The 22,874-nt window shown below is 35.5% G+C and carries 22 protein-coding genes and 1 tRNA gene; 1 reads left to right on the top strand and 22 read right to left on the bottom strand.

Annotated elements, in window-relative coordinates; translation table 11 throughout:
* Nucleotides 1–71: 71 nt before the first annotated feature.
* Complete coding sequence (rpoN, locus tag AC1RPW_RS04900) at nt 72–1,409, bottom strand: RNA polymerase factor sigma-54 (protein ID WP_481761448.1); 1,338 nt, start codon at nt 1,407–1,409, stop codon at nt 72–74.
* Nucleotides 1,410–1,476: 67 nt separating this feature from the next.
* Between rpoN and AC1RPW_RS04895 the strand changes: the two genes are divergently transcribed.
* Nucleotides 1,477–1,548, top strand: a tRNA-Arg gene (locus AC1RPW_RS04895).
* Nucleotides 1,549–1,841: 293 nt separating this feature from the next.
* Here AC1RPW_RS04895 and AC1RPW_RS04890 read toward each other — a convergent pair.
* The 21 genes from AC1RPW_RS04890 to AC1RPW_RS04790 form a co-directional block, all read right to left on the bottom strand.
* On the bottom strand, nt 1,842–2,180 hold the full coding sequence (locus AC1RPW_RS04890; RefSeq protein WP_481761449.1) for a hypothetical protein: 339 nt from the start codon (nt 2,178–2,180) through the stop codon (nt 1,842–1,844).
* 515 nt (nt 2,181–2,695) lie between these two features.
* Nucleotides 2,696–3,001 (bottom strand): hypothetical protein, encoded by a 306-nt coding sequence (locus tag AC1RPW_RS04885; protein WP_481761450.1) that lies wholly within the window; start codon nt 2,999–3,001, stop codon nt 2,696–2,698.
* A gap of 314 nt (nt 3,002–3,315) precedes the next feature.
* Complete coding sequence (locus tag AC1RPW_RS04880) at nt 3,316–3,687, bottom strand: LPXTG cell wall anchor domain-containing protein (protein WP_481761451.1); 372 nt, start codon at nt 3,685–3,687, stop codon at nt 3,316–3,318.
* A 22-nt stretch (nt 3,688–3,709) separates the two neighbouring features.
* On the bottom strand, nt 3,710–4,801 hold the full coding sequence (locus AC1RPW_RS04875) for a WxLIP family cell surface protein (protein WP_481761452.1): 1,092 nt from the start codon (nt 4,799–4,801) through the stop codon (nt 3,710–3,712).
* A gap of 31 nt (nt 4,802–4,832) precedes the next feature.
* Nucleotides 4,833–5,600, bottom strand: coding sequence for a WxL domain-containing protein (locus tag AC1RPW_RS04870; RefSeq protein WP_481761453.1), 768 nt, complete (start codon nt 5,598–5,600; stop codon nt 4,833–4,835).
* Nucleotides 5,601–5,626: 26 nt separating this feature from the next.
* Entirely contained in the window at nt 5,627–6,214 is a 588-nt protein-coding gene (locus AC1RPW_RS04865; RefSeq protein ID WP_481761455.1) for a WxL domain-containing protein, read from the bottom strand.
* Nucleotides 6,215–6,244: 30 nt separating this feature from the next.
* On the bottom strand, nt 6,245–6,985 hold the full coding sequence (locus AC1RPW_RS04860; protein ID WP_481761456.1) for a WxL domain-containing protein: 741 nt from the start codon (nt 6,983–6,985) through the stop codon (nt 6,245–6,247).
* A 66-nt stretch (nt 6,986–7,051) separates the two neighbouring features.
* Nucleotides 7,052–7,801 carry a WxL domain-containing protein gene (locus tag AC1RPW_RS04855; protein WP_481761457.1) on the bottom strand — a complete coding sequence of 250 codons (750 nt, stop codon included), beginning with the start codon at nt 7,799–7,801 and terminating at the stop codon, nt 7,052–7,054.
* Nucleotides 7,802–7,859: 58 nt separating this feature from the next.
* Nucleotides 7,860–8,621: a WxL domain-containing protein gene (locus AC1RPW_RS04850; RefSeq protein WP_481761458.1), complete on the bottom strand. Its 762-nt coding sequence runs from the start codon at nt 8,619–8,621 to the stop codon at nt 7,860–7,862.
* A gap of 25 nt (nt 8,622–8,646) precedes the next feature.
* Nucleotides 8,647–9,363, bottom strand: coding sequence for a WxL domain-containing protein (locus AC1RPW_RS04845; RefSeq protein WP_481761459.1), 717 nt, complete (start codon nt 9,361–9,363; stop codon nt 8,647–8,649).
* Nucleotides 9,364–9,449: 86 nt separating this feature from the next.
* The gene (locus AC1RPW_RS04840; protein ID WP_481761460.1) at nt 9,450–12,014 is read right to left on the bottom strand and encodes a hypothetical protein; all 2,565 of its coding nucleotides are present in this window, start codon (nt 12,012–12,014) and stop codon (nt 9,450–9,452) included.
* Between the two features lie 327 nt (nt 12,015–12,341).
* Nucleotides 12,342–13,550: an Ig-like domain-containing protein gene (locus AC1RPW_RS04835; protein WP_481761461.1), complete on the bottom strand. Its 1,209-nt coding sequence runs from the start codon at nt 13,548–13,550 to the stop codon at nt 12,342–12,344.
* 273 nt (nt 13,551–13,823) lie between these two features.
* Nucleotides 13,824–14,150, bottom strand: coding sequence for an LPXTG cell wall anchor domain-containing protein (locus tag AC1RPW_RS04830; RefSeq protein ID WP_481761462.1), 327 nt, complete (start codon nt 14,148–14,150; stop codon nt 13,824–13,826).
* Between the two features lie 22 nt (nt 14,151–14,172).
* A complete protein-coding gene (locus tag AC1RPW_RS04825) occupies nt 14,173–15,261 on the bottom strand; it encodes a WxLIP family cell surface protein (RefSeq protein ID WP_481761463.1) in 1,089 nt (362 codons plus the stop codon).
* Nucleotides 15,262–15,292: 31 nt separating this feature from the next.
* The gene (locus AC1RPW_RS04820; RefSeq protein WP_481761464.1) at nt 15,293–16,084 is read right to left on the bottom strand and encodes a WxL domain-containing protein; all 792 of its coding nucleotides are present in this window, start codon (nt 16,082–16,084) and stop codon (nt 15,293–15,295) included.
* A gap of 26 nt (nt 16,085–16,110) precedes the next feature.
* Entirely contained in the window at nt 16,111–16,716 is a 606-nt protein-coding gene (locus AC1RPW_RS04815) for a WxL domain-containing protein (protein WP_481761465.1), read from the bottom strand.
* A gap of 39 nt (nt 16,717–16,755) precedes the next feature.
* Nucleotides 16,756–17,520: a WxL domain-containing protein gene (locus tag AC1RPW_RS04810; protein WP_481761466.1), complete on the bottom strand. Its 765-nt coding sequence runs from the start codon at nt 17,518–17,520 to the stop codon at nt 16,756–16,758.
* Between the two features lie 57 nt (nt 17,521–17,577).
* Nucleotides 17,578–18,327: a WxL domain-containing protein gene (locus tag AC1RPW_RS04805; RefSeq protein ID WP_481761467.1), complete on the bottom strand. Its 750-nt coding sequence runs from the start codon at nt 18,325–18,327 to the stop codon at nt 17,578–17,580.
* 51 nt (nt 18,328–18,378) lie between these two features.
* The gene (locus AC1RPW_RS04800; protein ID WP_481761468.1) at nt 18,379–19,140 is read right to left on the bottom strand and encodes a WxL domain-containing protein; all 762 of its coding nucleotides are present in this window, start codon (nt 19,138–19,140) and stop codon (nt 18,379–18,381) included.
* A 27-nt stretch (nt 19,141–19,167) separates the two neighbouring features.
* Nucleotides 19,168–19,881, bottom strand: coding sequence for a WxL domain-containing protein (locus tag AC1RPW_RS04795; RefSeq protein WP_481761469.1), 714 nt, complete (start codon nt 19,879–19,881; stop codon nt 19,168–19,170).
* Nucleotides 19,882–19,960: 79 nt separating this feature from the next.
* A complete protein-coding gene (locus AC1RPW_RS04790) occupies nt 19,961–22,534 on the bottom strand; it encodes a hypothetical protein (RefSeq protein WP_481761470.1) in 2,574 nt (857 codons plus the stop codon).
* Between the last annotated feature and the right edge of the window lie 340 nt (nt 22,535–22,874).

Below are 22,874 nucleotides of genomic sequence, written 5' to 3'. Positions count from 1 at the left end.
AAGCACTTCAAACGACTATCTGCCATGTCAGCAATTGACGTTTGATATATGAGATAAGGTCATAATTGTTCCTAATCCTTGTAGCGTTTTCTTGCTGATGACGATGGAATGTTCAGGTTTTCACGATATTTTGCAACTGTTCGTCTCGAAATATCGATGTTTTGTTTCATTAATTGTAAAACTATTTTTTGATCAGAGAAAGGTTTCGTTTTATCTTCAGATTCAATCAAAGTCTGCATAGTTGTCATAATCGTTTTTGAAGATAGCTCTTCAGCATTCTTTTTGTTCTTATTTGCGATTTGTCCAAAGAATGATTTTATTTCATAAACACCAGATTCTGTTTCAATGTACTTATCATTAACGGTTCGACTAATTGTTGATTCGTGAACACCTAAAGCGGCTGCAACTTCCCGTAAAAGTAATGGCTTAATTGGTTTGGTTTTATCAGTGAAGAAGTCAGCCTGATATTTCAAAATATATTGTCCTACTTTTAAAATGGTATCGCCTCGTTGTTTCAAGCCATGAACTAGCCATTCATATTCCCGTTTCTTTTCAGTTAAATATTTGATTACTTCAGGATCTTGGTCTTTTGACATATCATCAAAATATTTTTGTTGAAAAACAACTTCAGGCTGTGCACCGCGAACTTTGAATAATGTTAATTCATTATTACTTTTTTTCAAAACTAAATCTGGATAGATTTTACCAATTCTAGTTGTCCCAAATCCTGCACCTGGATTAGGTGATAATGTGCGAACAAAATCTGATATTTCTTGAATTTCTGAAAGATTAACACGATATTTTTTTGCTATGTCCGACCATTTACGATCGACAAAGTTATCAAAATCATCTTTTATGACTGTATATGCCAATTCAGGCGCTAAATCGTCAGAATCAATCTGTAACATTAAACTTTCTTGTAAATTACGTGCACCAACACCGGGCGGATCTAAGCGTTGAATCAAGGTTAACGCATCTAATAACATAATGGGTGGTATTCCTGATTCTTCTGCTAAATCATCCAAATTAGCATTAAAATAGCCCGTCTGTTCAATATAATCTACTAAGTAAAGAACAACCTTTCTAAGCGGTGTTTGACGCATCGTTAGATAAATTTGTTCCAATAAATAATCCAATAAAGATTGTGATTCATCATCACTGACTGAATTCATATAATCAGTATCACCATTTGTTGTTAGATTAACTTTATAACGAGACTCCCCTGCTTGGATTCTCTGATTGTCGTCAACAGCTTCAATCAAAGGGTTTTCCATCATTTTTTCAGTGACAAATTCTTGTAAATCTTCTATATTATATTGCAACATTTTAATTGATTGTTGGAGCTCTGGTGTCATTGCCAGTTTTTGAATTTGCGTTTGTTGTTGCTTAAATTTCTGTTCAATAGCCATTATTTCTCAACCTCCGCTTTCGTTACTTGTTTTTTTTACGTAATTCAGCTAAACTATTAACTATACTGCGCCGTTGGTGTAATGGATAGCACGTAAGATTCCGGTTCTTGAGCTGAGGGTTCGACTCCCTCATGGCGCATCGTTAAAATTAAAATATTTTCTTTTGAAAAACCTTATATGTTGATATAAGGTTTTTTGTTTTCGCTTACATTAATTATATATCATGTTTCTTAAGATAGCCATGGCGTTCTTACCACACTACAAAATATAATAAGCAACATAGTAGAAAAAAATTAGTTCAATCAATAATAAATTAAAATCGTTAATATAGTTGGATTGTAATCGTTACCATTACGTTTCATAAAAAATAAATCCTACCTCAATTAAGAGATAGGATTTTCTGTTTAGCTCTTTTTACCGTAATCACCCATTTTAATACGAAGTCATTTTTGGGAATTTAATCATAAAGAAGATAGAAATAATTGACCCAATGTAACAAGCCCAAACTAACGGGTCTGTATAAACCAAATTTGATAGAGTTACATTTAAAATCACATTAAAAATTGATAGTATTATAATACCACGATATTTACATAATTTATTCTGTAATAAAATCATAATTATCTCAATGTTCCCTACTAATAACATGAATACATCTTCACTATAGAATTTACCTGAAAGAGCATGAACAATCATTATAATTGCAAGAATCATTAATATTATATTTAAACTGATTGCTATTATTTTTGAATTGATTACTTTTCTAATCATTTAGTTTCTCCTGATTTATAGTATTTACATATAAAGAACAGTGAAATCAAAATAGCTACCAGGAAGGATTCTAATGTAGGAAGATAACAATCATTATTAATCTCAATGATCAACATAATTGCGTTTAATACAATATTAAACATTGAAAGGATTACTATTATTATTTTATCGAAATAATTAAATTGGACAATCAGCATAAAAAATTGTAAAAGAACGATTATACTTGATACTGAAAGGAATAGATCTATATGTTGACTTCCCATTCCGCCTAATGAAAATGCAGTATCAAGAAATAAACTAAAAGTTTCTATAATAAATATAATATTAAAAAATGAATGTAATACTTTGGAATTTTTTAAAAGTTTCAACATTTTTAGCTCCTTAATATGATGTTATTTTATGAATATAAATAGGGTTAAATGAACCCGCAGCATAATATGGCTATTCCTTTATTTTATATACCTCAACATATTTACCTTTTCCCGAATGTTGATGAAAAATTTGATTTTCCTACTCTAAAAGAAATTTCTAAAACTTAAATAAATTACTATAATAACATCTAGAAATACCCAATACATTAATAATAAGTATTTAAATTTAGGTACTAAGTACTTATTATGCCTTTTAATCATTACATCTAATAAATACGTAATAGTATATATAATACCCATTCCAAATAATAATAAAACACCTAAAACAAGTAACCCATCACCATTATTTAAGCCAATACCATTTCTATGGATATATCCATCTATGATAAATATAAAGGGTATTATTTGTATCCCGATAGTCGCTAATATTTCTATATATATTTTTCCCATACTATCCCCTTTTAATATTTTGTGAATATACTGTGGGATAAAACTACCCTTAAATGCTATTACTTTAATCTATTTTTTCATTAACAACATTTTTATGCTATCATAATTTCAACATTACTTCAAAGTGATTTAACCATAACGTTAATCTAATTTAATATTTAAGCAAAAACCCAACCTCTTAAATTAAGGGCTCTGTAATATATTTATCAACAACAGTTGTAATAGAACCTTTAATAAATATCGCAATAAAAAAAGAGTTTTTCCTCGTATTTTTACGAGGAAAAACTCTTTTTAGTTAAACTATTAAATTTTAATTATTTTGCATAATTTCTTTTAAACCAGCCAACTAATCCCATAGCTAGCAACAGAACAAGGCCCATCATTGATAGTCCTGATTCTTTCATTTCACTAGTCTGAGGTAAACTGGTTTGACCTTTTGCTGCATTTTTTAAGACAGGTGTTTTCCCATCCGGTGTTACCTGTGAAGTTGTTGGCGTCGTGGGGGACGTTGTTGTTGGTCTTGTTGTCGGTGTGGTTGGTTTCGTTTTCTCTGGCATTTTACCAACGAATTCGATTCCAACCTCACTAGTATAACTAGCCGCTTCTGCAGTATTACCGAATGCACCTAAACTAAAAGATAACCCCAAAAGACTAATTATTAAAACACTCATTAGTTTTTTTCTCATAACCATACCTCGTCTATTTTGACTACTTATCTTCTTTTTTATCAGTTTGTAATTCTTCTAGAATTTGTCGTTTTGCTTCTGCGACAGCTTCTTCTTTATCTTTTTTGTTACGACGACGAACTAAGAACCAGATGAGCAACAATAGAAGTAATAGCAAGAAGATTCCTGCAAGGATATACCACATTGTGTAATCTTTTTCTAAGTCAACCGCTTTTTCGTTCAATTTATCTGCCGTTGCGCCATCAATTGTGAAATATTCTGTCCATTTCCACTTATGTACCCCAGAAGTCGCCGTCATTTCTAAACGGTACTTACCAGGCTTAAAGGGTTGGTTATCCCAGAAAATGCCATAATTAAAGTTTGTATTTGGAGCCATTGTCATATTCGAAGTGGTTGAAGCATGTAGTGCTTTATCACCATTTCTTGAATAGACTTTTCCATCAACTTTCAGGTTACGGATTGGTGTTGTTGTTGGATCTTGTAAGTTTACCTTCAATGTATTACGGAAATTAACTGATCCGGGCTCAATCTTAAGTAATTTCATATCAGGCTTAACAACATCGTCAGTTTCAGTTAACGTTGTCCCAATAACAAAGGCATAACGGTTTTTAATTTGAACGTTACTCTTTGATTTTTTTTCACTATCTTTGTTAATTTTTTCATAGAAGTACAAGCCACCGTCAATTTCGCCATTGAATTTCTTAGCGGGCATTGTGATATGGAATGTATGCTCAATGCTTTTCTTAGCCGGTACTGTCACTTCTTTATCTGACTTAATGATTGAAGATAGAGGGTTTACCATTGTTTTATCAAGTTTTGGTTTCACGTGACTGTATTCAACCACTCCGTTATCATTTGTAATCGCTGTATTTGCTTCAGCCATTACAGTAACATCTTTGTTAGTCGAATTTTTTAATGTGACAGTAATGTCTTGCTTTTGGTTCGGTTTCATTTTTAAATTAAAATACGTTTGGCGCTTATCAATTTGGTTGTTTGGAATATTTGCAGTAACAGCAAAGTTCATTTCAGCAGCATTCGCTTTTTGAACTTGTCCACTAAATATAACTAATCCTGCCACAAACGCCATAATGATTCCAAAAAATTTTTTATTCAATGTAAAAATCCTCTTTCTTCTCAAATTAACTTTATGGAGCCGCCGTCAATGTCCAGTTTAATGTCGACGTATATGTTTCACCAGCTACTTTTTCAGCCGGGCCAGGCACATCCAATCTCGCTGATTTATTACCTGTTGTTGCATCACCCATTGCTATTGTCCAGGTCCCTGTGGGATTAGTATTGGCAGTTGGATCTACTACTTGATATGATGCACCGTCACCTTTTAATAATATACTATCGGTAAATAAACCGGCATCAGGATCTCCGTTATCTGTTTTCGATGCTACATTTTTTATTGTAAGCACAGTACCCTTAAGTTCATTAGCACCACTTTTAAATGATGTGTTACTAACCGTCAACGACCAGTTTCCTGTCGTATTATTTGTAACCTGAACGTAATTAGGTACATCCCTATAATCTGCATCCGTGAGCTTATCTATAACCCACTCACCTGTAGCTTCATCACGATGTCCTGTTAAATCAGCTACTTTATCAAAAGCAGCATAATAAGATTTTTTATTTCCTGAAATTTTCTGAGTACCAAAATGTAAATCAGAAATATAATCTATCCTCAGGTCACCAGTAGTTGGCGTAACTGGATTAATTGGTTGTACTGGTTTTGTCGGATCTAATGGATCAACTGGACCAGACTTTGCAAGTAATGTTAAGTTAGCCGCTGTGGTTGCAGTTTTTCCATCAGGCGCTACTGCTGCATCAGCCACTGAATTTCCCATTATTGAAATTGCAAGGAGGGGGACAATGGCTACTACTAGTCGTAAGTTTTTTTTCAAGCTCATTGTTTTAACCTATCCCTTTCTGCATCCTATAATGGTGCGTCGTTTAACGTCCATGTAATTACTGATGTATATTTTTCTTTTAATTTAGTTGATGCACCAGGTACGTCTAAGGTTGCCTTAGTAACAGGTAACGTGTTAGTACCCATACCCATGTCTTTAGCTGCATCTACTACTGCAACACTTTGACTAGATCCGTCTAAAACCATATCCGCTGTTGGTTGGGTAGCATTATAACTTGCCCCATTATTATTAGAAACAGTTCCAGGCGTCAATGTTAACTTAGCCCCAGCTAATTCTTTTGAGCCGGTAAACTGTGTGTTGGCAACTGTTAATTTCCAACCTTCATTTGAACCACGGTTGTCATCAACAACGATAGAATCTGTAATAGTAGCTGCATCATATTTTGCATCTGATCCACTAATTTTTTGATCTCCAAAATCAACACTTGGTGCCTTTGTCAATTTAATTTCTCCAGCTCCAGTAGCAGGATCAGCTACAAAGTTGACATCACCTGATGAAGGTAATGTTACATCAGCAGCATGTACTGCTGGTGCTACTGTTGAAAACAAAGTAACGGTTAAAAGTGCTGCTGTTGCAATTGCTGTTTTCTTCATAATTTATTTCCCCTTTTGTTAACCCAATTTTTATAAGTTTGCGTCTGTTAATGTCCATGTTAAATCTGTTGTATATATTGTTCCAAGATTTTTAGCTGTTTTACCAGGTACTGTTAATGAAACGGCTTTAGCTTTAGCATCTTTACCAAATGAATCAGTCCATGTTCCCATTCCTTGACCGTCTGTAGCAGTAACAACCTTAACATCGCTACCAACTGTAGGAGCAACGACACTATTATTATCTTTATCACCAATTATTGATGGTGTTGTTGTCGCATCCATATTTGTTGAATTAAATGTTTGATCTTTCATACTCAATTGAGCACCAGTTAATTCTTTTGTACCGTCAGTAAATGCGCCTTCTTGCTTAACATTAACTGTCCAACCAGCATTTGATCCACGGTTATCTGTTACTTGTAAGTAGTTAGCTACTTCTTTTGCTGTTCCTTTAGAATCTGTTATTTCAACAGGAGCTGCGTAGTAAGTTGTATCACTACCAGAAACTTTATTTTTTGAACCAAAATCAAAGTTTGAAACATAATCTAATGATAATGGACCATTTGTTCCTGGGTTAATTGGAGGGTCTGTTGGGTCAACTGGATCTGTTGGATCTGTTGGATCAACTGGACCTGTTGGATCTGTATTATCTGTAAAACCAACGCTACCTTTTGTTGGAAGTGATCCTACTGTTGCTGCATTTACAGCTGGTGCTGCAATTAAACCTAATGTTGTTAATACGATTGCGCTTGTTACGATTTTAGTTGTTTTCATTTTAATTTCCCCTTTTTTTAATTCCCTATTTTTTTGTAGCCTATTAGAAAGTGATATGACTTAATTTTATAAACCAGCGTCTGTTAATGTCCATGTTAAATCTGTTGTATATGATGAACCGACCGTTTTAGCTGAATTACCAGGTACTTTCAATGAGACAGCTTTACTTGCTGTATCTTTTGTAGCATCAGCATCGTAGACACCAAATGAATCTGTCCAAGTCCCCATACCTTGATCCTTACCAGCATCTAAGACAGCAACGTCAGCACCAATTGATGTTGTAATTGTAGCTTTAGCTATAGCTGGATCTGTTGTTCCGCCAATATTTTTAGAATTTAAAGTTTGTGTTCCCATACTTAGCTGTGCGCCATCTAAATCAGTCTTACTATCGTTAAATTGTTTTACTTGTTTAACTGACAATTTCCAGCCTTTATTTGATCCACGTTTATCTGTTACTTGTAGGTAGTTAGCTCTTGTAACTTCTTTACCATCTTTATCAGCTAATTTAACAGGTGCAGCGTAGTAAGTTGTATCGTCTCCAGAAACCTTATTTTTTGAACCAAAATCAAAGTTAGAAACGTAATCAATTGATAATGGGCCAGGTGTTCCTGGTTGAGGATTATCTGGGTCTGTTGGATCCGTTGGGCCTACTGGGCCTGTTGGATCCGTTGGATCAACGGGTGTTGTTGGATCTGTATTTTCCATAAATCCAACCTTACCTGTTGATGTATAATCTGCAGCATGTACTGCAGGTGCTGCAGCTAAACCTAATGTTGATAAAATAATTGCGCTTGTAACGATTTTAGTTGTTTTCATAATTTATTTCCCCTTTTAATTAATAACCATTTTTATTTTTTATTGACTAATTTAGATTTTATAAGTTAGCGTCTGTAAGTGTCCATGTAATATCTGATGTGTATTTTTCTGCAACTTTTTTACTATCACCAGGGATAGCTAATTTAACAGAAGCTTTGGCTTTAGCAGCATCTGTTGTTGCGTTACCAAAGGATTCAGACCATGTACCAGAACCTGCGCCATCTTTTGCTTGCATAACAACTTTGTCCCCTGATGTAGCTGAAATGTCAACGCTATTTGTTAATGTTGGTTTTGGTTTTGATGCGTTATTATCAGCATTAGTTGCTTCAGGATTAGATAACGTAATTGTTGTCCCATCTAATTCTGATTTTGTTGTTTCACTTGTAAATGCTTTTGCTTGTTGAACAGTAAGTTTCCAACCTGCTACTGTTCCACGGTTATCTGAAACTTGTAGGAAGTTTGCAAGATCTTTATCAGCTCCGGATGCATCTTTAACTGTCACTAATTGAGAGTCATATGTTTCGTTGTTACCTGACATCTTTTGAGCACCAAAGTTAAAGTTAGAAACATAATCGATTGATAATGGGCCACCAGTACCTGGATCTGTTGGGTTTGTAGGATCTGTTGGATCAATAGTATGTCCAGGATCTGTTGGATCCGTAATACCAGGATCTGTTGTACCATCATTTTTAGTCAATTCAATTTTACCGTGTGATGTATATGTTTGTGTTTCAGATGCATGAGCAGTTGTCATAATGGCACCTGTCACACCTACGCCTAATAATGTACTTAATAATAATTTACTTGAATTTTTCATCATTTATTTCCCCTTTATATAACCTTTTTTATAAGTTAGCATCTGTCAAAGTCCATGTTAATTCAGACTTATAAGCCCCTGCTACTTTGTTTGATTCAGCTGGAACAAGTAATGACACACTTTGTTTGGCAGCTGTATTATCTTTACCAAAACGGTCTGTCCATGTTCCCATACCTTTGTCGACCTTGGCTGTCATCACAGTAACTGCTTTGCCATCTGGATTGATGGCTGCTTGACTAGCTGTCGGCTGACTCATATTACTACTTCCGTTAGTTGTTCCATTCATTAACGTAATAATCGTTCCATCTAATTTATTTTTACCATTCATAAATGGATTGGTCTGTGCAACAGTTAGTTTCCAGCCTGCGTTTGAACCACGATTATCCGTTACTTGAACATAGTTTGGATATTCCCCAACCTTACCGTTTTTATCAACTAACTGGTCAAGTTGTGCATAATAAACACTGTCTTTACCAGAAATTTGTTGTTGACTAAATTGTAAGTTCGAAACGTAATCAATTGATAATGGTCCATCTGTTCCAGGATTAACTGGTTTAACCGGTTTTAACGGATCAGTTGGATTTGTTGGATCAACTGGCGGTGTACCGTCAGTATTTTTCACGAATTCAATAGTTGCATGCGACTGATAATTCACTGTTTCGCTTGCCAAAGCTTGCGTTACGGTAAAACCAGCCGGTACCATACTACCTAAAAGAACTCCCAAAATTAACTTTCTTTTTATCATCGTATCTACTCCCCTCGTCAGATTTTGATGTTTTTATAATATTAGCAAAATGCTAATGATTAACGTTAATTAAGCAAGGATTAGGATTAAGGCGCATCCGTTAGTGTCCATGTTATTTCCCCTGCATACTTACCTGCTTTAAGTGACATGTTGCTTCCATTAAGTTCAGCAACAACACCTTTATCGGCTGCCCAAGTGACATCTTTAGTTTCTTCTGTCTGACCTGAACCAACCTCTGTACTACCAGTATCTAAATCTTGTGCAGTTCCAGTTGCATCTATATATTTCAAAACACCTTTCAATGTGTTAGATCCATCTGTTAAAGGTTTTGAAACGCTAGCCTTCAATGTCCAAGCTGTTTTGCCTAGATTAGAAATTGATACAGTATTTTCAGCAGTACGTTGAAGATTGAAATTTTCTCCACTGTAAGGCAACATTACCCCATCTTTTGAACCAAAAGTCATTTCATCAGAGGCTGCAGTAATTGCTAAACCACCACCTGCAACTGTGATCTTAATCGTTTTTTCAACACCCTGAGCATTTACAATAACTGCTTCATAGTCACCAGCACTAGAAGTTGGTGTAAGTGTCGTTGATTTAACTGTAACTTTAGAATCAGCACCAGTTGATAGTATCCAACCTTTAGCCGAACTCTCTGTTAATATGAACTCATTTAATTTAGTCTCTGTTAATCCCGAGATAGATTTACTGTCCGTACTAAAATCCTTAGCGTAAACTACAGAATCACCATCAACGACGGTATCACCATCTATTACATTGACAGGAACGGCAACTTTAGCAGTTTCATTAGGTGTCACATCCGTATCCGTCAAAATCATATCTTGTATATAGAAACCAACTTTTGTGTTATCAAGTGGTTTATTTGATGGATTTGTAGGATCAATTTCTAATGTATGTTTATTAGTATTCATAATTGTTAAATCTTTGATTAATTTTGTTTCATCTATTGTAACGGTTCCGCCAACATCAATTTTTTGTGGAATAGCAGTTGCACCCAACTTGAATAAGTTGACAGTTACGGTAACTGGTTTTAATTGTTCGGTACCTCCAGCATCAATCGCAGTTACTATAACTTTATTTGCACCTACTTTTAATTTTGTAGGGTCAATCTTTGCAGAATAATCGACACCATCTTTTGTTGTTTCATAAGTATTCTCTGCTGGCGATGATATTGACCCATCTGGATACTTAATTTGAATGTATCCCTTTGTACTATCTTCATCTGAAACTTTACCTACAATTTTAAATGAATCTGTTTGATCCGCATAAGCATTAATTGTTGATGGTGTTACAGTTGCAACAGGTGGAATACTTGGTGTCGTTTCTTTATAAGTTAAGTAAGAACCTGTCGTTAATGTTTCTCCTGGGGCTAACGTTTTAGGATTAGCTTTTATTACAAAAGCACTATCTCCCTTAAACGGAGTATCTGGCTGACTAATGTCGTTGATAGCTATAATTTTATCAAGCACTGATGTCTCCATTCCAGTTCCTACAGCTCCACCTTTGAAATAACTACTTATATTTGATATATCTAATATACCAGTACCGGTAGCTTTCCCAGCTGAATAATTAGTCCAACCACCCAAGCTAGTATTATTACCGGGATCCTTCAATCTGTAATTCAAGGTATGTTTATCACTTACCATTTTAAATCCATTGTTAGGTCCCAAACTTTTTACAGGGACGTCATCCTTATCAACCAAAGTATCGACCCCCTGAGCTGCACCAATAGCTCGAGTTGCAGTATCATTATTTGTGATACTGAAATAACTATATATACCACCTGCTGCATCATACATTTCTTCAAATGTATAGCTCACCTTATATGTTACATCGTACATTGTAGCTTTGAATCCAGTACCATCATTATTTTTATAAAGATGGTAATCTGTAATTGGTCCAAGTTTTACAGCACTTTCAATTGTATTAGGCGTCGTGTTACTTTCTGCTGCATACCCATATCCACGATCTTTTGGAATAGCATTATTAATGATAATTCCATAAGACTTTCTTGGATTAGGATTTCTTCCACTGGCACCAACCTTCGTAAATGCCCAACTAGATGCATTACCCTGTTCACTGTAAGAATCGTTATTTGTCAGCGCACTTGGTTGGAAATTAAATGCTGCATTACCAAAATATAAAACAGGAGTCGCTGTATCATCTGCTTTTCCCGCGTTGTTTGTTGGAACACCATTTACTAACTTCCCGCCTCCTGTAAGTGACACATACTCATTTTTAGAATTTGATGCCACATCGGTAGTACTCCACTGAGTATTAATGGCCCCTTGTGATGGACCAACATAACCAGCAGCTGGTACTGCTGTCTCACTTTTTTTAGTCGTTGCTACTTTTTTTGTTGGTGCTTTCGTTACTTCTTCTTTAGTTGCTACTTCGCTTGTTATTTCTTCTTTTGTTGCTTTTATCGATGTACTTTTTTCGGTTGTTTTTTCAGAAGATGCTGTTTGAGGTTTAACGGTTTCATCTAGCTCTTTAGCTTGGACAGAAGTTCCTGGGCCCTCATTGTTAACCACGTTAACAATGCTACCTGTCATCACTCCTGCTAAGATAATTCCCGTCATTAACGTTGCTGAGATTCGTTCTTTTTTATTACTGTTATGCCCTTTCATTGTTTAGTCCTCCCCCTATAGTTGCTGCCTATTTATACCTAACATTACTATATTTAACTCATTAGTCTAGCTGATTAGTTGTGACCCCCTAGTCCCTCCTAATAGATTTATTCGTTAACTTAGCTGTAACCTAATCGCAAACTTATTATCTGGTTACTGCGACATAGCCAGTTTACCTATAATCTATTTAAATGTAAACATATTTTTTTAATTAAAAAATATTTATCTAATTTATGAAGTAACCGCTTTATCGATTTTGTTTTAATACAAAAGTAATTCATCAAAAAAAATGATGAATTACTTTTGCCAATTTACAGTTTATTTTGGTTACCCTTCACGAACTGGAACTACCGTTGCAAGACTTATTTCTGTCCCATTTGTTTCAGTTATATAAAGAAGTGTATAGGCTCCTTGTTCTGGAATTTGTACAGAGAAACTAAGATCTGACTGTACGACTGTTCTAGCAATTTCATTACCGCTTGCATCAGCAATAATAATTGTATTTCCAGCTGTTTCTCCAGTACCTGTTAAATATTTATCACTTTGATAATAAGAATCAACAGTTGGTTTAGCAATCGTAACATCTTTATGCTTAACTACCGTAGTTTTCACATCACTCCAACCAACACCTGTATTCTGACGAACACTAACTGTTGTATCTTCATGTTGTTTAGGAATAGTAACTTCGTAAAGTCCATTTTCATCAACGATACCTGTCCCTATAACTTTATCGCCAACTTTAACTTCAATTTTAGCACCTGGAACACCACGACCTGATACCGTTGTATCTGTATCAAAAATTGTTTCAACGGTTGGAATTTCTTTCAAAAGTGCCCAACCCGGGTCTAGGTGATATGTTGGCAACGTGTCAGAAGCATTATATGAACCCAACACGTCCCAATCAATTGGCGCACCATTTTTTACTAAACCACTATTAAATATATAACTTGAGTTATTTTCTGCGTCCGCTACTCTGATACCTGTATCTGTTACCATTTGCCCAATATCAAGAGATAAATGAACTTTGAAGTCGGCAAATGCAATCCAAGAATGAGATGGATTTTTGATTCGTAATGTTTTACCATTATCCTCAACTCGGATATCATTTTTATTATACGTATATTTACTTCCGTTATTAAATTGGAAATTTCCTGTTATATAATTATTGAACGAATCATGGTTAAAAAGTGGAACTAACTCTGAAGGAACTGACAAGACATAGTCTGTCGATTCATTAATTCCTGCCGAAATAATCGACTTTCCTTCATAATCAAAATCTAATGTACCTGTTGTCACTGTATTATTACCTTGTAAGTGTAGACCACTTGCACCCGTTCCAGATACTTTCATTGAGCCTCTTGTAATAACACCTAATTCTTTCGTACCTACTTTAGCTGTCGCCACCTGCTTTTCATGGTTACTAGCATCTACGGAATTATTAGCTACCCCTAAAATCATTACTGAATTCAATAATCCAACCACCGCTACCGTTTTAATCACATTCTTCTTTGTCTGACTCATTTCTACTTTGTTCATTTTATTCATCTCCTCTATTTTGGTTTATAAACAATTATTTGATACAGGCCCTCCATAAAAAAATTAGTTAGAGCATTACTAATACCTCCTTATATTTATATTTATTTTTTTATTAATACCTTAAACACAGCTTATCATGTTAACGCTTTCTTTTGCAAATTTAACCACTAGTATATTTTTAATTTTAACTAAATTGGACTTAGATAATAAGCAAAAAAAATAAGCTATCTTCATATAAATACGAAGGTAGCCTACTTTAATTTTAACTATTCTTTATTTTGATTGCTTTGAATCGTTATATTTAACCCATCCAATTAATCCTGCGGTTGATAAAAGAATAAATCCTATCATTGATAATCCTGATCCTTTTATTTCACCGGTTTGAGGTAATCTGTTTTGATTCGATGCAACATTCTTTGAGACAGGTGTTCTCCCGTCTGGATCTGGTGTCACCTGAGAAGTTGTTGGCATTTTACCTACAAATTCAATTCCCATTTCACTTGTATAACTAGCCGCTTCTGCGGTATTACCGAATGCACCTAAACTAAAAGATAACCCCAAAAGACCAATTACTAAAGTACTCGTTATTTTTTTCCCCATAACCATACCTCACCCATTTCGACTACTTATCTTCTTTTTCACCAGTTTGTAATTCTGATAAAATTTGTCGTTTTGCTTCTGCGACAGCTTCTTCTTTATCTTTTTTATTACGACGAACTAAGAACCAAATAATCAATAATACAAGTAGAAGTAAGAAGATTCCTGCAAGAATATACCACATTGTATAATCTTTTTCTAAGTCAACTGCCTTTTCGTTCAATTTATCTGCCGTTGCGCCATCAATTGTGAAGTTTTCAGTCCATTTCCACTTATTCACACCAGAAGTTGCCGTCATTTCTAGACGGTACTTACCAGGTTTAAAGGGTTGGTTGTCCCAAAAAATACCATAATTAAAATTCGTATTGGGAGCCATTGTCATATTCGAAGTGGTTGAAGCATGTAAGGCTTCATCCCCATTTCTTGAATAGACTTTTCCGGCTACCTTTAAATTACGAATAGGTGTTGTTGTTGGGTTTTGTAAATTTACCTTCAATGTATTACGGAAATTAACTGAACCTGGTTCAATTTTAAGTAATTTCATATCAGGTTTAACAACATCATCTGTTTCAGTTAACGTTGTCCCAATCACAAATGCATAACGGTTTTTAATTTGAACGTTACTCTTTGATTTTTTTTCACTATCTTTGTCGATCTTTTCATAGAAGTATAATCCACCATCGATTTCGCCATTAAATTTCTTAGCGGGCATTGTGATATGGAACGTATGCACAACACTTTTCTTGGCTGGAATTGTCACTTCTTTATCCGACTTAACAATTGAAGATAGAGGATTTACCATTGTTTTATCAAGTTTTGGTTTCACATGACTATATTCAACCACACCGTTATCGTTGGTTACAGCTGTATTTGCCTCAGCCATTACGACAACTGCTTTATTAGTCGAATTTTTCAATGTGACAGTAACATCTTGTTTCTGATTAGGCTTCATTTTTAAATTAAAATAGGTTTGGCGCTTATCAACTTGATTACTTGGAAGATTTGCAGTAACGGCAAAGTTCATTTCAGCAGCGTTCGCTTTTTGAACTTGTCCACTAAATAAAACCAATCCTGCCACAAACGCCATTATGATTCCAAAAAATTTTTTATTCAATGTAAAAATCCTCTTTCTTTTCAAATTAGCTTTATGGAGCCGCTATCAATGTCCATTTCAACGTTGATGTATAAGCTTCTTTTGTTTTCACAGTGGTACCAGGAACAAATAACGACACTGCATCGTTTCCTGTAGAGTTAGTTCCCGCTTTATCAGTACCCATAGCAAGTGTCCAAGTACCGAACGGATTATCACTATTACCATCTGTCGTACTAACAACCGAAACAGGAGTACCACCAGTTCCTGTAAGTTTAACGTTACCTGGTAAGTCCCCGCTTAGCCCTAAACCTGGATTTTCACTATGTGCTTCGATATTCTTAATATTTAGTACAGCACCTTTAAGCACGTTCCCGCTAGGACTTTTAAAAACAGTGTTACTAACACCTAATGACCAATTACCCGTTGTATTATTTGTGACCTGGGCGTAATTAGGTACATTATAATAATCTTTATCTGTTAGGTTTTGTGTGTCCCACACTCCACTTGAGTCACGACGGTTAGTCATGTCAGCTACTTTATCAAAAGTTGCATAGTAGGTTTTATTACTCCCCGAGATATCCTGTGCCCCAAAATGAAAACTAGAAATATAATCTATTCTTAAGTCTCCAGTTGTTGGCGTAACTTGATTGAGTGGGTGCACTGGTTTTGATGGATCTAACGGATCAACAGGACCAGACTTTTCAAGTAATGTTAAGTTAGCTGATGATATCGCAGTTTTTCCATCAGTTGCAACTGCTGCATCGGCTACTGAATTTACCATCATCGAAAATGCAAGGAGGGGGACAATGGCTACTGCTAGTCGTATATTTTTTTTCAAGCTCATTGTTTTAACCTATCCCTTTCTGCATTTTATAATGCTGCGTCTTTTAATGTCCATGTAATTGTTGATGTATATTTTTCATTTAATTTACTTGTTGCACCAGGTACTTCTAAAGTTGCTTTAGTAACAGGTAATGTGTTAGGCCCCATACCTTTATCTTTAGCTGCATCTACTGCTGGAACAGCTTTAGATGAACCATCTAAAAGCATAGTTGCTGCAGGATTAGCCACAAACTTTGCCCCATTACCATTAATAATTGAACCATTTGTTAAGGTTAACTTAGCACCATCAAGTGCCGTACCCGTTGCCGTGGCAAATTGTGTATTTGCAACTGTTAAATTCCAACCGACATTTGAGCCACGGTTATCATCAACTTGGATATTAGCATCCTCTGGTTTAGCGCCAAAAGACGTTTGTTCATAAGTTTTTGTTGATCCACTAATTTCTTGATCCCCAAAATCAACACTCGGTGCACTGATTAGCTTAAGTTCGCCTGCCCCAGTAGCTGGATTAGCTACGAAGTTAACATCACCTGTTGTGCCTTTTGTAATATCGGCAGCATGTGCTGCAGGTGCTAATGTTGAAAATAACGTAACTGCTAAAAGTGCTGATGTTGCAATTGCTGCTTTTTTCATAATTAATTTCCCCTTTGGTTTAACTTACTTCTAATCTTTTTATAGACCTGCGTCTGTTAATGTCCATGTTAAGTTAGTTTTGTAACTTGTTCCAATTGATTTAGCTGTTTTACCAGGTACTTCTAATGAGATTGCTTTCATTGAAGCATCTGTATCTGTTCCATCGACATATGTGCCAAATGAATCAGTCCAAGTACCCATACCTTGACCCTTAGCAGCACTTACAACTTCAACATCTTTTCCAACAGTTGGTGTAATAACACCACTATTTAAAGCAGTTGGGATTGTTGTCGTGTCACCAATATTTGAAGAATTAAATGTTTGACCGGTCATTTTTAATTGCGCACCAGCCAACTCAGAAGTCCCATCATTAAATTGGGCATCTTGATTTACTGAAAGTTTCCAACCACCATTTGTACCACGGTTATCAGTTACTTGTAAGTAATTAGCACGTTTAACCTTATCACCTTTACTATCTGTAGCTGAAATTGGTTGTGCATAGTAAGTTTCTGTAGAACCAGAAATCTTATGATCAGCACCAAAATCAAGATTAGAGATGTAATCAATCGATAAAGGTCCATCTGTACCAGGTTTGATTGGATCTGGATCTGGATCTGGTGTAATTGGATTTGTTGGATCGATTGGATCTGTGGGATTTGTTGGGCTTGTGCTTCCTGCGACAAAACCTACTTTACCTGTTTCATTATATGTTTGTGTATTATTTGCGGCATGTACAGCTGGTGCTGCAGTCAAACCTAATGTTGTTAACGCAATTGCACTTGCAACGATTTTTGTTGTTTTCATTTTAATTTCCCCTTTTATTGATTCCCTCTATTTTTTAATAACCTAGTTGATACAGGTTTACATCCCTGCGTCAGTAATTGTCCATGTTAAATCAGTGGTATATGGTTTAGCTTCTTTAGCTGAATTACCAGGTACGGCTAATGAAACAGCCTTCATTGCTGTATCCTTTGTAGCATCTGCATCATATACACCAAATGAATCTGTCCAAGTACCCATACCTTGACCCTTAGCTGCATTCAAGACTTCAACAGCGCTACCAGGTGTTGCTGTAATTGTAGCATCGGCTATAGCTGGGGTTGTTGCATTAGTTACACTATCCATATTTTTAGAATTTAATTTTTGTGATCCCATTTTTAATACTGCACCATCTAAATCTGCTGAGCCATCATTAAATTGTTTTTCTTGTTTAACTGAAAGTTTCCAACCAGCATTAGTACCACGTTTATCCGTTACTTGTAAGTAAGTAGCATATTTAGCACCACTAACTGCTTTGACAGGTGCAGCGTAGTAAGTTGTATCGTCCCCAGAAATTTTGTTTTCACCAAAATCAAAGTTAGAAACGTAATCAATTGATAATGGTCCATCAGTACCAGGACTAACAGGAGGAACAGTTGGTTCTAATGGATCAACGGGTTTATCTGGATCAACTGGGTTAACGGGTGGTGTTTTATCATCATTTTCTGTAAAACCAATCTTACCTAATGATGTGTAATTTTCTGTATGGTCTGCGGCATGTACAGCTGGTGCTGCAGTTAAACCTAATGTTGATAAAATAATTGCGCTTGTTACGATTTTAGTTGTTTTCATTTTAATTTCCCCTTTTAATTAATAACCTTTTTTTATTGATAGAATTAATTCTTATAAGTTAGCGTCTGTAAGTGTCCATGTTAAATCTGATGTGTATTTTTCTGCGACTTTTTTGCTATCACCAGGGATAGCTAATTTAACAGAAGCTTTAGCTTTATCAGCGTCTTTAGTTGCATTACCGAATGCTTCAACCCAAGTACCAGAACCTTCGCCATCTTTAGCTTGCATAACAACTTTATCACCTGATGCAGAAGAAATTGCAAGGTTATCTGTTAAAATTGATGGTGCTGGTTTTGTACCATTTTTATCAGCATTATTTGCTTCAGGGTTAGATAACGTAATTGTTGTGCCATCTAATACTGATTTTGTTGTTTCACTTGTAAATGCTTTTGATTGTTGAACTGAAAGTTTCCAGCCAGATACTGTACCACGGTTATCTGAAACTTGTAAGAAGTTTGCAAGGTCTTTTTTAGTTCCAGCTGTTGGGTTATCTGTTGTTGCTGCAACTAATTCCGAGTTATATGTTGTATCATTACCTGTTACTTTTTGTGTACCAAAGTTAAAGTTAGAAACGTAGTCAATTGCTAATGGGCCACCAGTACCTGGGTTCACTGGGTCTGTTGGATCGATAGTATGTCCTGGATCTGTTGGATCAGTAATACCAGGGTCTGTTGTTCCGTCATTTTTAGTCAATTCAACGTTACCATGTGATACATAATCTTTTGTTTCTGATGCGTTAGCTGTTGTAACAGCTGTTCCTGTAATACCTAATCCAAGTAATGCAGCGAATAATAATTTATTTGTTTTTTTCATAATATATATTTCCCCTAATCTCTTTTTTTATAGTTTAGCATCTGTCAAAGTCCATGTTAGTTCAGACTTATAAGCCCCTGCTACTTTTTTCGACTCAGCTGGAACAAACAATGAAATACTTTGTTGAGCAGCTGTATTATCTTTACCAAAACGATCCGTCCAGGTCCCCATACCATTGTCCAACTTAGCTGTCATCACAGTAACTGCCTTACCATCTGGCTTAATTGCTGCTTGACTATCCGTCGGTCTATGCAGGTTACTACCATTAACAACACCATTCATCAACGTGATAACCGTTCCATCTAATTTATTTTTACCATTCATAAATGGATTGGTCTGTGCAACGGTTAATTTCCACCCTGCATTTGACCCACGGTTATCCGTTATCTGAACATAGTTTGGATAATCTCCGACTTTACCGTTCTTATCAGCTAACTGGTCAAGTTGTGCATAATAAACACTATCTTTACCAGAAATTTTTTGTTGACTGAATTGTAAGTTCGAAACGTAATCAATCGATAACGGACCTGGCGTCCCCGGATTAACAGGTCTAACTGGTTTTACCGGATCCGTCGGATTAATTGGATTAACAGGTCGTGTTTCATCAGTACTTCCAACTAACTCAATAGTCGCATGCGATTGATAGCCCACTGTATCGCTTGCTGAAACTTGCGTTACGGCGAAACCAACAGGTACCATGCTTCCTAAAAGAATCCCCATAATTGTACTTCTTTTTAGCATCGTATTTTCTCCCCTCGTAAGATTTTGGTAGTTTTTAATATTAGCAATATGCTAACGATTAACATTAATTAAACAAGGTTTATGAATGTGGCGTATCCGCTAATGTCCATGTTATTTCCCCTGTATAGTCCCCTGCTTTAAGCAAAGGGTTATTTCCATTAAGTTGAACGATAATTCCTTTGTCGTTTGCCCAACTTACTTCTTGAGTTACCTCAGATTGCCCTGAACCAACTTCTGCACTGTTTGATTCTATATCTTGCGATTGACCAGATGCATCTATATATGTCAATACACCATTTAACTTAACGTTAGCATCGTTATGCTCCGTTAACGGTGTTGTAAGTTGAGCTGTTAAGGTCCAAGCTTGTTTACCCGCGTTAGAAACTTGTACGCTATTAACATGAGGATCAGGGTCACTACGTTGAACTTTAAAGTCTTCTCCGCTGTAAGGTAACGTAACACCTAAAAAAGAACCGTAATTAGTTGCCCCAGGTCCTTCTGTAATTTTCAATCCACCTGTAACTTCAATGTTAATGGTCTTTTTTAAACCATCCGAATTTTTGATAACTGCCTGATAAATACCATCAGTTGAAGTTTGTTTAAGTGTCGTTGAATCAACGCTTACTTTAGATTCAGCACCAGTTGCTAACAACCATCCTTTAGCTTCACTAGTCTTTAGAATTAATGCAGTCAACTCATCAGTTGTTAATTTTTGAATATCTGCCTGCTTTACGCCAAATCCTTTTGCATAAAGGGCAGAGACTTTATCAGTTGCAGTGTCATCATCAGTTACAGTAACTGGTACAGCTACTTTTGCGATTTCATTTGGTTTAACTGCAATATCTGTTAAAAGCATATCTTGGATGTAAAATCCTACTGTTTTATTATCAAGTGGTTTACCTGATGGATTTGTCCCATCAACAGTTAGTGTATGTGCATTAACTGTTGGTTGATTAATAATTGTCAAATCTTTAATCAAATCCGTCTCGCCTGTCTTAACCGTATCGCCAACTTTGATTGTTTGTGGGATAGCAATTGCGCCTAATTTGAATACGTTAACAGTTATAGTAACTGGTTTTTCTTGACGGTTATTACCTGGATCAACTGCCGTAACTAATAGTTCATTTTTACCTGGACCTAGTTTAGACATATTAACTGGTACAGAATACGGTGTAGGATTCTTCACATCCACTGTAATAGTATCGTAAGGATTCTTTTCTGACGTTCCATCTGGATACCCGATTTCAATATTTCCTTTTGTATCATCTGAATCAGTAACATCTCCTGTAATCTCAACACCTTTTTGATCAGCGTAACCGTTAATTATTGTATTTTTAACTGTCGCAACGGGAGGAGTACTAGGTGTTGTCTCTTTATAAGTAAGGTAAGACCCATTAACAAGTGTTGCACCTGGAGCTAAATCAACTTGATTAGCTTTCATAATGTACGCACTATCATCACCAATTGTTTTACTTGGATTACTAATATTTTCAATTCCAATATTAGTGTTTGCTGCTGAACCTTCCATACCTGTCCCGGCTACCCCCCCTTTAAAGTAGTTATTAAAATTAGCGGGGTTTAGAATCTTATCTTGAGAACCGCCCGTATAATTTGTCCAACCACCCAAAGTAGCATTAGACTCTGGATCTTTCAATCTCACATCCAAAACATGCTTCTGACTAGTACTATCCCCAATCATTTTAAAGCCATCATTAGGTCCAATACTCTGTAAAGGAACTTTATCAGAATCTACAAAAGTATCATTTGTTTCCAAGGCACCTATTTTTTGTGAATCTGAATTATTATTTGTAATACTAAAGTAACGGTAAATACCACCAGTCCTACCATATACTGATTCAAAAGTATAACTAACTTTGTACTTACTATCATACATAGTTGCTTTAAATCCCGTGTTCATACTATTTTTATAAAGATGATAATCAGTAATTGACCCATCTAAAAGTCCACCCTCGATACCAGAAATACCGTTGTCTAGGTAAGCTTCATTCACATTATAACCACGAGCTATTTTGTCGCCCATAATCAGCCCGTGTATAATCGATGGACGCGGATTTTTTCCGGTAGTATACGTATATGACCAAGATGGTAAATTAGGTGAACTATTATTGCTTGCTCTATCTGCGTCATTATTATTCGTCAGTTCACTAGGCTGAAAAGGTTCAATACTATTTCCAAAGTACATAACTGGTTCATTAGGCTTATCAGATCTCCCCGATTGTGAAACAAACGTCTTTGCTACATCAGCTGCGTAATCTTTTGTTTCCCATTTAACAGTAGGTAGAATTTCATCTTTTGGTCCAACATATCCAGCTGCTCGAGTGGTAGCTCGAGTACTTCGTTTAGTTTTTTCTGATGATTTAGCTTTTATTTTTAATTCACTTTTTTTAGTTGTTGATTTAGTTTCTACAGATTCACTTGATAGCGCCTTTTTTTCTGATTCACTTGATTCTTTAATCGTTAACTTACTTGATGTTTCATCTGATGATTCGCTTGACATACTGCTCTCATCGGTTTTAGCAAACACACTAGGTTCTCTATGGCTAGCTCCCCCAGCTAACAATCCTGCAAAAACAGCACTTGTCATAATTGTTGCCGAAACCCATTCTTTTTTTCTGTTTTTATACTCTCTCATTTTTTAGCCCTCCCCAATCCTTGCTTTTAACTTATTAATTATTTTATCAATTTAGTCTATTTGATTTCACTAACATATTGCCAATTCACTACTATCCCCTATTTATCTAGCTATTTCTATTAACTTTTATCAAATATACCTTTTAGCAAAGTTAAAAATTCAACATGTACATGCTTTGTCTTTGATTAACATGTACATATTATATCTTCAATGGTGTACGATGTTAAATCAAATTTTTTATTTTTTTAAAAATATTTGAAAATTAAACAAATAATAATTATTCATAAGTTTTATCTCATCATAAAACGAAAATTATTAAGCCACTAAAATACGAATAAAA

Source organism: Dellaglioa sp. CoH-55-MRSF-8, from assembly GCF_056782195.1.
This window is presented reverse-complemented; position numbering and strand designations above follow the sequence as displayed.

Excerpts from the sequence above, each read along its gene's own strand:
- rpoN (WP_481761448.1), bottom strand. The coding sequence starts at position 1,409 with ATGGCTATTGAACAGAAATTTAAGCAACAACAAACGCAAATTCAAAAA.
- AC1RPW_RS04890 (WP_481761449.1), bottom strand. The coding sequence starts at position 2,180 with ATGATTAGAAAAGTAATCAATTCAAAAATAATAGCAATCAGTTTAAAT.
- AC1RPW_RS04885 (WP_481761450.1), bottom strand. The coding sequence starts at position 3,001 with ATGGGAAAAATATATATAGAAATATTAGCGACTATCGGGATACAAATA.
- AC1RPW_RS04880 (WP_481761451.1), bottom strand. The coding sequence starts at position 3,687 with ATGAGAAAAAAACTAATGAGTGTTTTAATAATTAGTCTTTTGGGGTTA.
- AC1RPW_RS04870 (WP_481761453.1), bottom strand. The coding sequence starts at position 5,600 with ATGAGCTTGAAAAAAAACTTACGACTAGTAGTAGCCATTGTCCCCCTC.
- AC1RPW_RS04865 (WP_481761455.1), bottom strand. The coding sequence starts at position 6,214 with ATGAAGAAAACAGCAATTGCAACAGCAGCACTTTTAACCGTTACTTTG.
- AC1RPW_RS04860 (WP_481761456.1), bottom strand. The coding sequence starts at position 6,985 with ATGAAAACAACTAAAATCGTAACAAGCGCAATCGTATTAACAACATTA.
- AC1RPW_RS04855 (WP_481761457.1), bottom strand. The coding sequence starts at position 7,801 with ATGAAAACAACTAAAATCGTTACAAGCGCAATTATTTTATCAACATTA.
- AC1RPW_RS04850 (WP_481761458.1), bottom strand. The coding sequence starts at position 8,621 with ATGATGAAAAATTCAAGTAAATTATTATTAAGTACATTATTAGGCGTA.
- AC1RPW_RS04845 (WP_481761459.1), bottom strand. The coding sequence starts at position 9,363 with ATGATAAAAAGAAAGTTAATTTTGGGAGTTCTTTTAGGTAGTATGGTA.
- AC1RPW_RS04840 (WP_481761460.1), bottom strand. The coding sequence starts at position 12,014 with ATGAAAGGGCATAACAGTAATAAAAAAGAACGAATCTCAGCAACGTTA.
- AC1RPW_RS04835 (WP_481761461.1), bottom strand. The coding sequence starts at position 13,550 with ATGAACAAAGTAGAAATGAGTCAGACAAAGAAGAATGTGATTAAAACG.
- AC1RPW_RS04830 (WP_481761462.1), bottom strand. The coding sequence starts at position 14,150 with ATGGGGAAAAAAATAACGAGTACTTTAGTAATTGGTCTTTTGGGGTTA.
- AC1RPW_RS04820 (WP_481761464.1), bottom strand. The coding sequence starts at position 16,084 with ATGAGCTTGAAAAAAAATATACGACTAGCAGTAGCCATTGTCCCCCTC.
- AC1RPW_RS04815 (WP_481761465.1), bottom strand. The coding sequence starts at position 16,716 with ATGAAAAAAGCAGCAATTGCAACATCAGCACTTTTAGCAGTTACGTTA.
- AC1RPW_RS04810 (WP_481761466.1), bottom strand. The coding sequence starts at position 17,520 with ATGAAAACAACAAAAATCGTTGCAAGTGCAATTGCGTTAACAACATTA.
- AC1RPW_RS04805 (WP_481761467.1), bottom strand. The coding sequence starts at position 18,327 with ATGAAAACAACTAAAATCGTAACAAGCGCAATTATTTTATCAACATTA.
- AC1RPW_RS04800 (WP_481761468.1), bottom strand. The coding sequence starts at position 19,140 with ATGAAAAAAACAAATAAATTATTATTCGCTGCATTACTTGGATTAGGT.
- AC1RPW_RS04795 (WP_481761469.1), bottom strand. The coding sequence starts at position 19,881 with ATGCTAAAAAGAAGTACAATTATGGGGATTCTTTTAGGAAGCATGGTA.
- AC1RPW_RS04790 (WP_481761470.1), bottom strand. The coding sequence starts at position 22,534 with ATGAGAGAGTATAAAAACAGAAAAAAAGAATGGGTTTCGGCAACAATT.